Source organism: Paracoccus denitrificans (assembly GCF_900100045.1).
Classification (GTDB): domain Bacteria; phylum Pseudomonadota; class Alphaproteobacteria; order Rhodobacterales; family Rhodobacteraceae; genus Paracoccus; species Paracoccus denitrificans.
In genome coordinates this window covers 1-12,834 of sequence record NZ_FNEA01000022.1, presented here as the reverse complement: position 1 = coordinate 12,834, position 12,834 = coordinate 1, and the positions used below count along the sequence as shown (strand labels likewise).

Below are 12,834 nucleotides of genomic sequence, written 5' to 3'. Positions count from 1 at the left end.
TCCTCCCGTTGGGATGTTGCTTTTGACTGTCAGTGATCGGGCGCCCAGATGCGAAGTCCCGCATGGCTGAAGGGCACGTCTTTCGAGATGTTGATGCGGATCAGGATCGGAGTGATCGCCTCGATGCAGCGGGCCGCCTGCGCGTCGCCGGCGTTATAGGCCTCGACCCCCAGCTTGCGGACCAGCGCCATGACCTTGCGTCGCGCGTCGAGGCTGTTGCCGCAGACCAGGATGTCGCAATTGATCCGCCATTCCAGCGTGCCCAGCGTCTTGGCCGACACGTTGTGCAACGCGCCGACGACCGGGATCTCGGGGCCAAGCAGCGCCTGCGCCGCCTCGGTGGCCGAGCCCTCGGGGGGCATGGCCACCTTTTTCGGATCGTCGGGCGACAGCGGCACGACGATATCGACCAGGATCTTGCCCGCCAGATGCGGCTTGAGCGCTTTCAGCGTCGCGTCATGGGCGGCAAAGGGCACGGCCAGGACGACCATCTCCTCAGCCGCCGCGGTCGCGGCGACGTTGTCATGGCCGGTGATCGGCGCCGCGCCTTGCGGCAGGCGCGCGGTCAGTTCGGCGGCGATCTCGGCCGCGCGGGCGCCATCGCGCGATCCCAGCGCGACGGGCACGCCGGCGATGGCAAAGCGCAGCGCCAGCCCCTGCCCCTGCGGTCCCGTGCCGCCGATGATGGCAATCGTCATCTGAACATGTCCTCCTGCTGTTTACGGATGATGTCGGTGGCGCGGCTGTCGGCGGCGGGTGTCCAGTCCAGCCCGCGCAACAGGACCAGCGGCGTGCGGGCGTTCTTGCGCACCACCAGCCCCGAGGCCGCCGCGATCTCGTCGGCCAGGGCCGGCTCGGTGACCTGCAGCACACGGCCCCAGGCATCGGTATTGCCCTGTTCGCGGATGGTGGCGGGCACGCCCGCCAGGCCGATGGCGACATTGACCTGACCCATTCGCCAGGGCCGCCCGAACGTATCGGTCATCACAACCCCGACCGAGGCGCCAAAGCGCTGCGCCAGCCGCAGGGCCAGTGCGCGGCAACTTGCATCGGGGTCGCGGGGCAGGATCAGCGCGGCACCCTCGGCCCCGATGTTCGACTCGTCCACCGCCGCATTGGCCGAGACAAAGCCCAACCGATGCTCGCAGATGATCGTGCCCTCGCGCGCGCCGGGGCTGCGGAACTTGCGCACGATGCGGCGCGTCTCGTCCAGCACCACCTGCACCTTGCGCGGGTCCTTGCCCAGTTCGCGCGCCAGCTCGACCGCTTGATCCGAGGGCGTCACGCCGTCATAGGCGATCAGGCAGCCCTCGGCCTTGGAGACGATCTTCTGCGCCACGCAAAGAATATCGCCGTCGGCCGGCCACAGGCCGGCGCGGTCCAGGGCATCGCCGAGGATCGCGGCCAGATCGTCGCCGGGCTGGATGTCGGGCACTCCGGGCACGGCGGTCAGGGTGACGCTGTTCATGGCCGCGCCTCGACGGTCATGGGCGCGTGATGCAGCAGCGAAAAGCCCAGCAGATCCTCGCGCCGGTCGACGTCATGGCGCAGGCTGCCCAGCGCCGGGGCAAGGGTATGCAGCCCCGCCGCGCCGGCCTCGGCCAGATGCGCCCGGAACGAGCCCTGCCCATAGCGAAAGCGCATTCGTGCGGGCAGCGGCAGGATCAGCGCATTGGTCCCGCCATCGGCGGAGGCGCAGACGACCGCCAGATCCGGCGCGGCGGGACGATCCAGAAGCCGCAGCAGATCGCCCAGCGTCGGCGCGGCCAGGTCGCCGGGCAGCACCCCCAGCGAGGCATAGCCGCGTAGCGCCGCCCAGTCCGCGGCAAGGGTCACGGCGGCGTTCAGACCATCGGCCGACCCCTCGTCTATCACCGCGATCCCGGCATCGCGGGCCAGCCTGGCGATTGCGGGGCTTGCGGTCACGGTGGCGATGTCAAAGCCGTGCGTCACCGCGCCCTGCGCACGGCCAAGCCGCTGCAGGGTCAGCTTGAACAGCGTCACCGCCAGCCTTGCGCGGCGCGAGGGGTCCAGCACCTCGCCCAGCCGGGTCTTGGCGCGACTGGGGTCCTTCATCGGCACGACCACCAGCCGTGCGCAGTCGGGGCGGATCATGCGACCTCCTCGCGCGCGGCCAGCATCCGCGCGATCTCAAGGACCTCGGCGGCAAGGCGCTGCTTGTCGCCCTGGTCCCGCATCAGGATAGGGCGGCATTCCGGATGCAGCCCGCGGGCGGCGATGGCGGCGGAATGGGCGCTGTCCAGGTCGTCGATCACCAGCACGTCGGCAAGGCCCGCATAGCGTTCCGCGACGCCCACGGCATCCGCGCGCAGGCCCAGTGCGGCCATCATCCGGTCGGCCGGCCCCTTGACCACCTTGCCGGCGATGAAGGGGCTGACGGCGATGCGCGGCACGCGGGCCTGTCTCAGCCCCTCGGCGATGCCCAGCACAGCCAGGATCGGCGCGATCGAGACCAGCGGGTTCGAGGGCGCGATCACGATCGCCTCGGCCTCGGCGATGGCCGCCAGCGCCTCGGGGGTCGGCCGGGCGGCCTCGATCCCGTCAAGGCGCAACTCGCGGATTTCGGGGGCGCATTTCTCGCGCACGAAATATTCTTGGAAGCTGAGCCAGCCGGCATCGGTGCGCACCCGCGTCTGCACCCTGTCGTCGGTCGGCAGGACGATCCGCGGGCCCACGCCAAGCGCCCGCGCCGCATCCGCCGCTATGACCGAGGGCCGGTCGCCGCGCATCCGCCGCATGGTCCGCCAGATATGCAGGCCGAAATCGCGGTCGCCCAGCGACATCCAGCAATCCTGGCCCAGCCGCGCCAGCACCTCCAGCGCGCGGTGCCCTTCGTCCGCGACGCCCCAGCCCTGCCGGCGGTCGATCAGCCCGGCCAGGCTATAGGACAGCGTATCGATATCGGGCGAGACCCACAGTCCATGAAACTCGTCGTCATCGGCGACATTGCCGATCACGGTCAGGTCGACGCCCGGCAGCGCGGCCAGTCCTTCGGCCATCTTGGCGCCGCCGACGCCGCCGGCAAGCAGGGTGACGCGGGTCATTCGGCAGCCTCGATGCGTTCGGGGAACATGTTCAGGAAATCCAGGGGCCCGGCGCCGCTGCGCGCGACCAGGGGGGCCAGCGCCTGCGGGTCGTGGTCGTCATAGACCTCGCGGATGTCGTAGACCGTGCTGCGGCGCACGGGCACACGGCCCGAGGCGCGGATCATCTGCACCAGCTCATGCGCGGTGATTTCCTGCCCGTGGCTGGCACCCGCGGCACGCGAGATGCTTTCGTTCATCAGCGTGCCGCCCAGGTCGTTGACGCCCCGCGACAGCATTTGCTGCGCGCGCGCTGGACCCAGCTTGGTCCAGCTTACCTGGATGTTGTCGATCCAGCCGGCCAGCATCAGCCGGCTGACGGCATGCATCTTGTCCACCTCATCCGCGGTCGGTCCGGGGCGCACGCGATCCGGCGCCTGCGTGTAAAGGGGCGATTCGGTATGGACGAAGGATAGCGGCACCAGCTCGGTAAACCCGCCCGTATCCTTCTGGATGCTGCGCAAAAGCGCGATATGCGCGGCCCAGTGCTCCGGCCCGTCGATATGGCCGTACATGATCGTCGCGGTCGTGGGGATGCCGACCTCATGCGCGGCCCGGACGATCTCGACCCAGCGTTCGGTGGACAGCTTGTTCCTGGTCAGTTGCTGGCGGATCTCCGTATCTAGGATCTCGGCCGCCGTGCCGGGGATCGAGCCCAGGCCCGCCGCCTTCAGGTCGGCCAGAAACTCGTGATAGCCCATCTTCGACTTCGAGGCGCCATACCAGATCTCGAAGGGCGAAAAGGCGTGGATATGCATGTCGGGCAGCGCATCCTTGATCGCCAGCACGATGCGGCGATAGTGATCGCCCTCCATCTTCGGATGCAGCCCGCCCTGGATGCAGACCTCGGTCGCGCCGCGGTCCCAGGCTTCCTGCGCGCGGGCGACCACCTGGCCCAGGCTCAGGAATTCGGCGCCCTCATCCTCGGACCGCTTGGCAAAGCCGCAAAAACGGCAACCCATGTAGCAGATATTGGTGAAGTTGATGTTACGGTTCACGACGAAGCTGACCCGGTCGCCATTGGCGCGGCGGCGCATCTCGTCGGCTGCGGCATAGAGCGCGGGCTTGTCGGCGCCCTCGGCGCGGAACAGGGCGACGCCCTCGGCCTCGCTGGCCTCGCCGCCCGACAGGACGTTTTCCAGAATCGCCCGGACCCTGGGGCTGGCGTGGCGCAGTTCCGACAGATCGCCCGCCGGCAGGGGGATGATGGTCATGGCGTTTCTCCGATATGGTGTTGGGCGCGGGCCAGCCCCCCTGCCCCGGCCATGGCCGAGACACGCGACAGCATCGCCGGGTCCAGGTAGTCGCCGCCGTCCAGCAGATAGCGCGGATAGACGGTCAGCCTTTCGCGCAGCGCAAAGCCCGCCGTCTTGCAGGATGCGGCCAGCGCCCGGATTTCGGGCCATTCGTGCTGCGGGTTGATGAAGTCGATGGTCACCGGCGAGATGCCGCCCCAATCGTTGATCCCCGCGCCCAGATAGGCGATGTGGCGCGAGGACAGGTTGGGCGGCGCCTGCAGGCTGATTTCCGGCGACAGGATGATGCGGGCCGCGGCGATGGTGCGCAGCATGTCCTCGAGCTCGGGCTCGGGGTGGTCGGCCATCTCGATATCCGGCTTGCGCTGGAAATTCTGGATGATGACCTCCTGGATATGGCCATGCCGGCGGTGGCTGGCCTCGATGGCGTGCAGCGCCGCGATACGCTCTTCCCATGTCTCGCCGATGCCGATCAGCAGGCCGGTGGTAAAGGGCACGCGGCGCAGGCCGGCGCGTTCCAGCGTGCGCAGCCGCTGCACGGGCACCTTGTCGGGACAGGCGTGATGGGCCATGCCCCGGCGCGTCAGGCGGCGGCTGATCGTCTCCAGCATCATGCCCATCGAGGCCGAGACGGGGCGCAGCGCCTCGATCTCGTCATCGGCCAGCGTGCCGGCATTCACATGCGGCAGGAGCGAGGTCTCGGCCAGCACCAGCGCGCACATGTCGCGCAGGTAGTCGGTCATCCGGGCATAGCCCAGCCGCGCCAGCCCGTCGCGGGCGGCCTCGTAGCGCAGTTCGGGCTTTTCGCCCAGGCTGAACAGCAATTCCTTGCAGCCCTCGCGCTCGCCGCGCCGGGCGCTGGCCAGCACTTGCTCGGGCGTCATGATGCGCGCCTCCGGCGACGAGGGATGCTTGACGAACGTGCAATAGCCGCAGGTATCGCGGCACATGTTCGTCAGCGGCACGAAGACCTTGCGCGAATAGGTGACGGCACGGCCCCAATGCGCGTCGCGGATGCGACAGGCTTCGGACAACAGGTCATCAAGCCCCCGCGGCAAGGGGTTCGGGCGCATTGCACCCGTGACGGCGATGTTCATGGTTATCTCTCCCTGAGCGGGAAGACTGCTATCGGTCCCGTCTTTGTGTCAAACATATTTTTTATCTACTACTAAAATTTTTTCTATGCAGATGGCCTGAAAATTCTTCAATATCTCGGAATTTGTGCGGAAATACGCGGATCTGCCGGTCCTTTGATAATTTTATTGACTGGTTGATAAAATGAACTGATAGTTCTCGACATCCCGCGGCGGGAAGGAGGAGCCTGCCGGGGAAACAACGGGAGTTGCGGTCTTGCGGACCTGCCTCATGCTGAACGGCACGGGCGGCAGGCGGCCCTGAAGGGGCTGCCCGACCCCATGCGCCTGCATGACGGCCGATCGGAGCGGCGGCTTCCGCGTGCCGGACAAGCCAAGGGAGACGACCCTCATGAAAGATGTGCACAGCAATCGCCGCGTCGATGGCGACCGCCTGTGGCAAAGCCTGATGGAAATGGCGCAGATCGGCCCCGGCCTGCGCGGCGGCAACAACCGCCAGACGCTGACCGATGCCGACCGCCAGGGGCGCGACCTGTTCCGACGCTGGTGCGAAGAGGCGGGCATGACCGTGGGCGTCGATTCCATGGGCAACATGTTCGCCCGCCACGAGGGGGCCGAGCCGGACCTGGACCCGGTGATGACCGGCAGCCACCTGGATACCCAGCCGACCGGGGGCAAGTATGACGGGGTACTGGGCGTGCTGGCGGGGCTGGAGCTGATCCGCTCGATCCGCGATCAGGGCATCCGCACGCGCCGCCCCATCGTCGTGGTGAACTGGACCAACGAAGAGGGCACGCGCTTCGCCCCCGCCATGCTGTCCAGCGGCGTCTTTGCCGGCATCCACACGCAGGACTGGGCCTATGGGCGCAAGGATGCCGAGGGGCGCGAGTTCGGCGCGGAACTGGACCGTATCGGCTACAAGGGCGACGAGCCCGTCGGCCAGCGCAGGATCCACGCCCTGTTCGAGCTGCATATCGAACAAGGCCCCATCCTGGAGGCCGAGGGCAAGGACATCGGCATCGTCACCCATGGCCAGGGCCTGAACTGGCTGCAGGTCACGCTGACCGGGCAAGAGGCGCATACCGGATCGACCCCGATGCCGATGCGCAGGAATGCGGGCCTTGGCATGGCGCGGATCACCGAACTGGTCCACCAGATCGCCATGAGCCACCAGCCCGACGCGGTCGGCGCCATCGGCCACTGCGACGTCCATCCCAACAGCCGCAACATCGTGCCGGGCAAGGTCGTGTTCACCATCGACTTCCGCTCGCCCAGCTTCGACACGCAGACCGAGATGGAACGCCGCCTGCGCGAAGGCGCCGAAGGGATCGCCAGGGAACTGGGGCTGGGGCTGGAGATCGAGCAGGTGGGGCATTTCGACCCCGTGACCTTCGATCCGGCCTGCGTGGACATACTGCGCCGCGCCGCCGACGACCTGGGCTATTCGCATCGCGACATCATCTCGGGCGCCGGGCACGACGCCTGCTGGATCAACCGCGTCGCGCCGACCGCCATGGTCATGTGCCCCTGCGTGGACGGACTCAGCCATAACGAGGACGAGGAGATCAGCCGCGAATGGGCCTCGGCCGGGGCCGACGTGCTGCTGCATGCGGTGCTGGAAAGCGCCGAAATCGTGGAATGAAGGAGGGAATCATGCGTCGCGTGATCAAGGGCGGGACCATCGTCACCGCCGACCGCAGCTATGAGGCGGACATCGCCGTCGAGAACGGCGTGATCGCCGAGATCGGCCCGGACCTGAAGGGCGACGAGGTGCTGGACGCCTCGGGCTGTTACGTCATGCCGGGCGGCATCGACCCGCATGTGCACCTGCAGATGCCCTTCATGGGCACGTTCTCGGCCGATGACTTCGAAAGCGGCACCCGCGCCGCCCTGGCGGGCGGCACCACCATGGTCGTCGATTTCTGCCTGCCCGATCCGCAGCAGGCGCCGCTGGACGCGCTGGCGATCTGGGACGCCAAGGCCAGGGGCGCCTGCGCCGATTATTCCTATCACATGGCCGTCACCTGGTGGGGCGAGACCATGTTCGACCAGATGCAGGCCGTGACCCGGCGCGGCATCAACACCTTCAAGCATTTCCTCGCCTACAAGGGCGCGCTGATGGTGAACGACGAGGAACTCTTTGCCTCGTTCCGGCGCTGCGCCGAACTGGGCTCGACCGCGCTGGTCCATGCCGAGAACGGCGACGTCGTTGCCGCCATGCAGGAAAAGCTGCTGTCCGAGGGGCTGACCGGCCCGGAAGGCCACGCCCTGTCCCGCCCCCCCGAGGTCGAGGGCGAGGCCACGAACCGCGCCATCATGCTGGCCGACATGGCCGGCGTGCCGCTGTATGTGGTGCATACCAGTTGCGAGCAGGCGCATGAAGCGATCCGCCGCGCCCGCCAGAAGGGAATGCGCGTCTATGGCGAGCCGCTGATCCAGCATCTGGTTCTGGACGACAGCGAATATCGGCATGAAAACTGGGACCATGCCGCACAGCGCGTCATGTCTCCGCCCTTCCGCGACAAGCGCCATCAGGACAGCCTGTGGGCAGGGCTGCAGGCGGGCTCGTTGCAGGTGGTGGCGACCGACCATTGCGCCTTCACCATCGAACAGAAACGCTTTGGCCTGAACGATTTCACCAGGATTCCGAACGGCACCGGCGGGCTCGAGGACCGGATGCCGGTCCTGTGGACCGAAGGGGTGAACACCGGCCGCCTGACGCCCAACGAATTCGTTGCCGTCACCTCGACCAATATCGCCAAGATCCTGAACTGCTATCCGCAAAAGGGCGCGATCCTGCCCGGCTCGGACGCGGATATCGTGGTCTGGGATCCCGAGAAATCCGCGACCATCACGCCGGAGCGCCAGCAGTCGGTCGTGGAATACAACGTCTTCGAAGGGCGCGAGGTCAAGGGCCTGCCCCGCTATACCCTGGCGCGCGGCGAAGTCGCCGTCGAGGACGGCGCCATCCGCGCCACCCCCGGCCACGGCCGCTTTGTCGGCCGCCCACCGATGGGGCCGGTCAACAAGGCCCTGTCCACCTGGAAGGCCGCAACCGCGCCGCGCGGCGTCGCCCGCTCGGCCGCCAACATGCCGGGTGGCGTCTGAACGCCACCTGTCGCAACTGCCCATTGCCGCATCCAGCCGGATCGGGCGGGCCAAGACAAAGAAGAATATCGCTTCAACAGGGAGTTAAGGTGAATGACACAAGTCGAGGCAACCGCCTATGAAATGCTGTCCCGGTCGGGCCTGCCGGCCGATGACCTGGACCCGGACCTCTACAACGAGGACCAGTTGCCCACAACTGTCGCGGAACGGACCTGGACCTGGGTCTCGATCTCGGCGCTTTGGGTCGGGATGGTCGTCTGCATCCCGACCTACCTGCTGGCCTCGTATCTGATCGGGGCGGGGATGGACTGGAAGCAGGCGGTGATCACCATCCTTCTGGCCAATGCCATCGTGCTGATCCCGATGGTGCTGATCGGCCATGCCGGGGCCAAATACGGCATTCCGTTCCCGGTGCTCTTGCGTTCCTCCTTCGGGCCGATGGGCGCGCGCATTCCCGCCGTGGCGCGCGGCATCGTCGCCTGCGGCTGGTTCGGGATCCAGACCTGGGTGGGCGGCTCGGCCATCTATGTCATCCTGAACACGCTGTCGGGCGGGCTTTTCGCCTCCGAGGCGCTGCCGATCCTGGGCATCAACCTGACCGAGTTCCTGTGCTTCCTGGCCTTCTGGGGGCTGCATCTCTATTTCATCAAGCACGGAACGGAATCGATCCGCTGGCTCGAGACCTGGTCGGCACCCTTCCTCATCGCCATGGGCCTGGCGCTGCTGGCCTGGGCCTGGGTCAAGGCCGGAGGCTTCGGCCCGATGCTGTCCGCACCCAGCCAGTTCGCCCCCGGCCAGCCGAAAGAGGGGCAGTTCTGGTCCGTCTTCTGGCCCAGCCTGACCGGCATGATCGGCTATTGGGCGACTCTGGCGCTGAACATTCCCGACTTCACCCGCCATGCCCGCAGCCAAAAGGACCAGTTCCTGGGCCAGTTGATCGGCCTGCCGCTGCCGATGGCGCTATTCGCCTTCATATCGGCCGCGGTGACCTCGGCCACGATCGTCATCTATGGCGAGGCGATCTGGGACCCGATCCAGCTGACCGAGCGGATGGGCGGCGTCGGCATCATCGTCGCGCTGGTGGCGCTGATCGTGGCGACGCTGACCACCAACCTCGCGGCCAACGTGGTCGCTCCGGCGCACGGCTTTTCGAACCTCGCGCCCAGCAGGATCAACCTGCGTCGCGGGGGCTACATCACCGCCGCGATCGGGCTGGCCATGTTCCCCTGGCTGCTGATCAACCACATCGTCGATCTGCTGGTGGCGTTCTCGGCCCTGCTGGGTCCGATCGCAGGCGTCATGCTGGCGGATTACTACCTGCTGCGCGGCACCCGGCTGAGCGTTCCCGACCTTTTCCGCCGCGGCGGCATCTACGAGGGCTCGGGCGGCAACAACTGGGCCGGGATCGGGGCCTTGATCCTGGGCATCCTGCCCAATATTCTGGGCTTCATGGTGGCCATCGGCCTGTCGTCCAGCGCGCCGGCCCTGTTCATGTCGATCTATACCTATGCCTGGTTCGTCGGCCTGTTCGTGGCGGGAATCGCCTATCTGGTCCTGTCGAAACTCTTGAACCGTTGAACCGACCGGCGGGGCGCGCCACAGCCGCGCCCCGCCCCCATGCAGGAGGGAACCATGCCGAAAGCCTATTGGATCGCCCATGTCACCGTGACCGATCCCGAACCCTATGCGATCTATGCAGAGGGCGCCTCGCAGGCGTTTCGCAAATTCGGCGCCCGCGTGCTGGCGCGGGGTGGCGCCTTCGAGCAGTTCGAGGGCGAAGGCCATCCGCGCAACGTGGTGATCGAGTTTCCCTCGATGCAGGCGGCGCGCGATTGCTACAGGTCCGACATCTACCAGTCCGCCAGGGCGAACAGGACAGATGCCGGCATCGCGGAAATCGTCATCGTCGAGGGCGTGGAGTGATACTCCCCGTCCAAGCCGGCTACGGACCCATGGCCGCTTCATCCGAATGCGGTGGGAACGATACGGCGCAGACGGGCCGTCACTTGCTATCCTTGGGGGCGGCTCACCCCCTTCGGCGACCGCGCTGCCTTTTCCATCGTCGCGATCTGCCCGCTGAGCCGATTGGGTGAAACGGCGGCGCTTGCCCGCGCAGCCGGTGCCGCTGCGCCGTCTTACGCACGGGCCTTCCAAGTTTCTTCCTTCTGATGATGTTTTGTCCTGGTCGCGGACAGGATTGCCGACAACCTGACCCGACGACCCAGACCACTTTTCCCTGCCCCGCCTTGCCGACACGCCCGGGGATATCCGCGACCCGCGCGAGCTTGAGCGCGAAGGGCTGATCCCCGGCGCCTTTCACGCGCCGCGGGGGATGCTGGAGTTCTGGATCGACCCCGACAGCCCCTATCACAAGCCTCGCTTTGCCGAGGGCGGGACCTATGTGTTCTACTGCGCCTCGGGCTGGCGCTCGCTGCTGGCGGCGAGGGTGGCGCAGGAGATGGGGCTGGACGCGCGGTCCCTGCGCGGCGGCTTCGGGGAATGGCGCAGGGCCGGCCAACCGGTGGCCGAACGCCCGGCAAGGGGATAGGCATTGTCCGACGCATCCGGGCGGATCAGGGGGAAAAGCATGACCGAATACGACGAGGGGCTGGAACGAGCGGCGGCCAACCACCAGCCGATGACGCCCATATCCTATCTGCGGCGGACGGCGCGGATCCATCCCGACCACCCGGCGGTGATCCATGGCCGCCAGCGCCACGGCTATGCCCGGCTCTGGGCCGATTGCTGCCGGCTGGCCTCGGCGCTGCTGGGCCGGGGGATCGGCCGGGGGGATACCGTCTCGGTCCTGCTGTCGAACACGCCGCCGATGATCCACGCCCATTTCGGCGTGCCGATGGCCGGGGGCGCGGTGCTGCATTCGATCAACACCCGCTCCGATCCCGCCACCGTGGCGTTCCAGCTGGACCACGCGGAAAGCCGCGTCCTGATCGTGGATCGCGAGTTCTCGGCAATGGCCGCCGAGGCGCTGGCCCTGGCCGGGGTGCGGCCGCTGGTCGTCGACTTCGACGATGCCGAATATCCCGACGATGCCCCCCATCCCAAGGGCGAACCCATCGGCAGCCTCGACTATGAGCAGCTGCTGGCCGAGGGCGACCCGGATTTCGCCGCCACCCCGCCCGGCGACGAATGGGACGCGATCTCGCTGAACTATACCTCGGGGACCACCGGCAATCCCAAGGGCGTCGTCTACCACCATCGCGGTGCGGCGCTGATGGCGTTGAACAACGTCATCCATGCCGGGATGGGCCGGCATCCGGTCTATCTGTGGACCCTGCCGATGTTTCACTGCAACGGCTGGTGCTTTCCCTGGACGGTGCCGGTGCAGGCGGGCACGCAGGTCTGCCTGCGCTGGGTCCGGGCGGGGGCGATCTTCGACGCCATCGCGGATCACGGCGTCACGCATCTGTGCGGGGCGCCCATCGTTATGTCCACGCTGCTGAACGCTGCGGCCGACCGGAAACGCGGCTTTCCGCAGCAGGTGACGTTCAACACCGCCGCCGCGCCGCCGCCCGAGACGGTGCTGCAGGCCATGGCGAAGGCCGGCTTCGGGGTCACCCATCTTTACGGCCTGACCGAGACCTATGGCCCGGCCGTGGTGAACGAATGGAATCCCGGTTGGGACGGCTTGCCGCCTTCCGGGCAGGCGGCGCGCAAGGCCCGGCAGGGCGTGCGCTACCTGTCGCTGGACGAACTGGCGGTGATGGACCCCGAAACCCTGCAGCCCGTGCCCGCCGACGGCCGGACGCTGGGCGAGGTGATGTTTCGCGGCAATGTGGTGATGAAGGGCTATCTGAAGAACCCCGAGGCCACGGCGGCGGCCTTTGCCGGCGGCTGGTTCCATTCCGGCGACCTGGCGGTGATGCATCCCGACGGCTATGTCCAGCTCAAGGACCGCTCCAAGGACATCATCATCTCGGGCGGCGAGAACATCTCCTCGATCGAGGTCGAGGAACAGCTCTACCGCCATCCCGCCGTCGCGCTTTGCGCCGTGGTCGCCATGCCCAGCGAGAAATGGGGCGAGACCCCCTGCGCCTTCGTGGAGCTGCGCGAGGGCGGCGAGGAGACCGAGCCCGGCCTGATCGCGCATTGCCGCGCCGGGCTTGCGGGCTACAAATGCCCGTCGCGGGTGGTGTTCGGGCCGCTGCCCAAGACCTCGACCGGCAAGATCCAGAAGTTCGCCCTGCGTGCGCGGGCGGCGGAACTGGCGCGGGCAATGACCTGAAGGGCGGGGACCTGAAGGGCCGGATCCGG

Annotated in this window: 11 protein-coding genes and 1 pseudogene; 6 read left to right on the top strand and 6 right to left on the bottom strand. The window is 67.5% G+C overall.

The features are described 5' to 3' along the window. Positions 1-29: 29 nt before the first annotated feature. From npdG to cofG, 6 genes are read right to left on the bottom strand one after another with little or no spacing between them, the layout of a single operon-like run. Complete coding sequence (gene npdG / locus BLT64_RS18170) at positions 30-698, bottom strand: NADPH-dependent F420 reductase (RefSeq protein WP_011747447.1); 669 nt, start codon at positions 696-698, stop codon at positions 30-32. Then, complete coding sequence (gene cofE / locus BLT64_RS18165; protein WP_011747446.1) at positions 695-1,468, bottom strand: coenzyme F420-0:L-glutamate ligase; 774 nt, start codon at positions 1,466-1,468, stop codon at positions 695-697. Before cofE ends, npdG begins: the two co-directional genes overlap by 4 nt. Continuing rightward, positions 1,465-2,115: a 2-phospho-L-lactate guanylyltransferase gene (gene cofC, locus BLT64_RS18160; RefSeq protein ID WP_011747445.1), complete on the bottom strand. Its 651-nt coding sequence runs from the start codon at positions 2,113-2,115 to the stop codon at positions 1,465-1,467. Before cofC ends, cofE begins: the two co-directional genes overlap by 4 nt. Beyond that, positions 2,112-3,065, bottom strand: coding sequence for a 2-phospho-L-lactate transferase (gene cofD / locus BLT64_RS18155; RefSeq protein WP_011747444.1), 954 nt, complete (start codon positions 3,063-3,065; stop codon positions 2,112-2,114). Before cofD ends, cofC begins: the two co-directional genes overlap by 4 nt. Next, positions 3,062-4,318: a 5-amino-6-(D-ribitylamino)uracil--L-tyrosine 4-hydroxyphenyl transferase CofH gene (gene cofH, locus BLT64_RS18150; RefSeq protein WP_011747443.1), complete on the bottom strand. Its 1,257-nt coding sequence runs from the start codon at positions 4,316-4,318 to the stop codon at positions 3,062-3,064. The genes cofD and cofH overlap by 4 nt, the downstream gene beginning before the upstream one ends. After that, positions 4,315-5,457, bottom strand: coding sequence for a 7,8-didemethyl-8-hydroxy-5-deazariboflavin synthase CofG (gene cofG, locus BLT64_RS18145; protein ID WP_011747442.1), 1,143 nt, complete (start codon positions 5,455-5,457; stop codon positions 4,315-4,317). Before cofG ends, cofH begins: the two co-directional genes overlap by 4 nt. Before the next feature lie 388 nt (positions 5,458-5,845). Here cofG and BLT64_RS18135 point away from each other — a divergent pair, with 388 nt between their 5' ends. From BLT64_RS18135 to BLT64_RS18110, 6 genes and pseudogenes are all read left to right on the top strand, one after another. Next, complete coding sequence (locus tag BLT64_RS18135) at positions 5,846-7,096, top strand: Zn-dependent hydrolase (protein ID WP_011747441.1); 1,251 nt, start codon at positions 5,846-5,848, stop codon at positions 7,094-7,096. An 11-nt stretch (positions 7,097-7,107) separates the two neighbouring features. Next, entirely contained in the window at positions 7,108-8,562 is a 1,455-nt protein-coding gene (gene hydA / locus BLT64_RS18130; protein ID WP_041530124.1) for a dihydropyrimidinase, read from the top strand. A 123-nt stretch (positions 8,563-8,685) separates the two neighbouring features. Continuing rightward, positions 8,686-10,140: an NCS1 family nucleobase:cation symporter-1 gene (locus BLT64_RS18125; protein WP_049792352.1), complete on the top strand. Its 1,455-nt coding sequence runs from the start codon at positions 8,686-8,688 to the stop codon at positions 10,138-10,140. A gap of 54 nt (positions 10,141-10,194) precedes the next feature. Further along, positions 10,195-10,485: a DUF1330 domain-containing protein gene (locus BLT64_RS18120; protein WP_011747438.1), complete on the top strand. Its 291-nt coding sequence runs from the start codon at positions 10,195-10,197 to the stop codon at positions 10,483-10,485. A 340-nt stretch (positions 10,486-10,825) separates the two neighbouring features. Further along, positions 10,826-11,110: pseudogene (locus BLT64_RS18115) on the top strand (rhodanese-like domain-containing protein); the annotation flags it as partial. 39 nt (positions 11,111-11,149) lie between these two features. Further along, entirely contained in the window at positions 11,150-12,805 is a 1,656-nt protein-coding gene (locus tag BLT64_RS18110; RefSeq protein WP_011747436.1) for an acyl-CoA synthetase, read from the top strand. The last annotated feature ends 29 nt before the right edge of the window (positions 12,806-12,834 follow it).

Excerpts from the sequence above, each read along its gene's own strand:
- cofC (WP_011747445.1), bottom strand. The coding sequence starts at position 2,115 with ATGATCCGCCCCGACTGCGCACGGCTGGTGGTCGTGCCGATGAAGGAC.
- cofH (WP_011747443.1), bottom strand. The coding sequence starts at position 4,318 with ATGACCATCATCCCCCTGCCGGCGGGCGATCTGTCGGAACTGCGCCAC.
- hydA (WP_041530124.1), top strand. The coding sequence starts at position 7,108 with ATGCGTCGCGTGATCAAGGGCGGGACCATCGTCACCGCCGACCGCAGC.
- cofG (WP_011747442.1), bottom strand. The coding sequence starts at position 5,457 with ATGAACATCGCCGTCACGGGTGCAATGCGCCCGAACCCCTTGCCGCGG.
- BLT64_RS18120 (WP_011747438.1), top strand. The coding sequence starts at position 10,195 with ATGCCGAAAGCCTATTGGATCGCCCATGTCACCGTGACCGATCCCGAA.
- BLT64_RS18125 (WP_049792352.1), top strand. The coding sequence starts at position 8,686 with ATGCTGTCCCGGTCGGGCCTGCCGGCCGATGACCTGGACCCGGACCTC.
- cofE (WP_011747446.1), bottom strand. The coding sequence starts at position 1,468 with ATGAACAGCGTCACCCTGACCGCCGTGCCCGGAGTGCCCGACATCCAG.
- npdG (WP_011747447.1), bottom strand. The coding sequence starts at position 698 with ATGACGATTGCCATCATCGGCGGCACGGGACCGCAGGGGCAGGGGCTG.
- cofD (WP_011747444.1), bottom strand. The coding sequence starts at position 3,065 with ATGACCCGCGTCACCCTGCTTGCCGGCGGCGTCGGCGGCGCCAAGATG.
- BLT64_RS18135 (WP_011747441.1), top strand. The coding sequence starts at position 5,846 with ATGAAAGATGTGCACAGCAATCGCCGCGTCGATGGCGACCGCCTGTGG.
- BLT64_RS18110 (WP_011747436.1), top strand. The coding sequence starts at position 11,150 with ATGACCGAATACGACGAGGGGCTGGAACGAGCGGCGGCCAACCACCAG.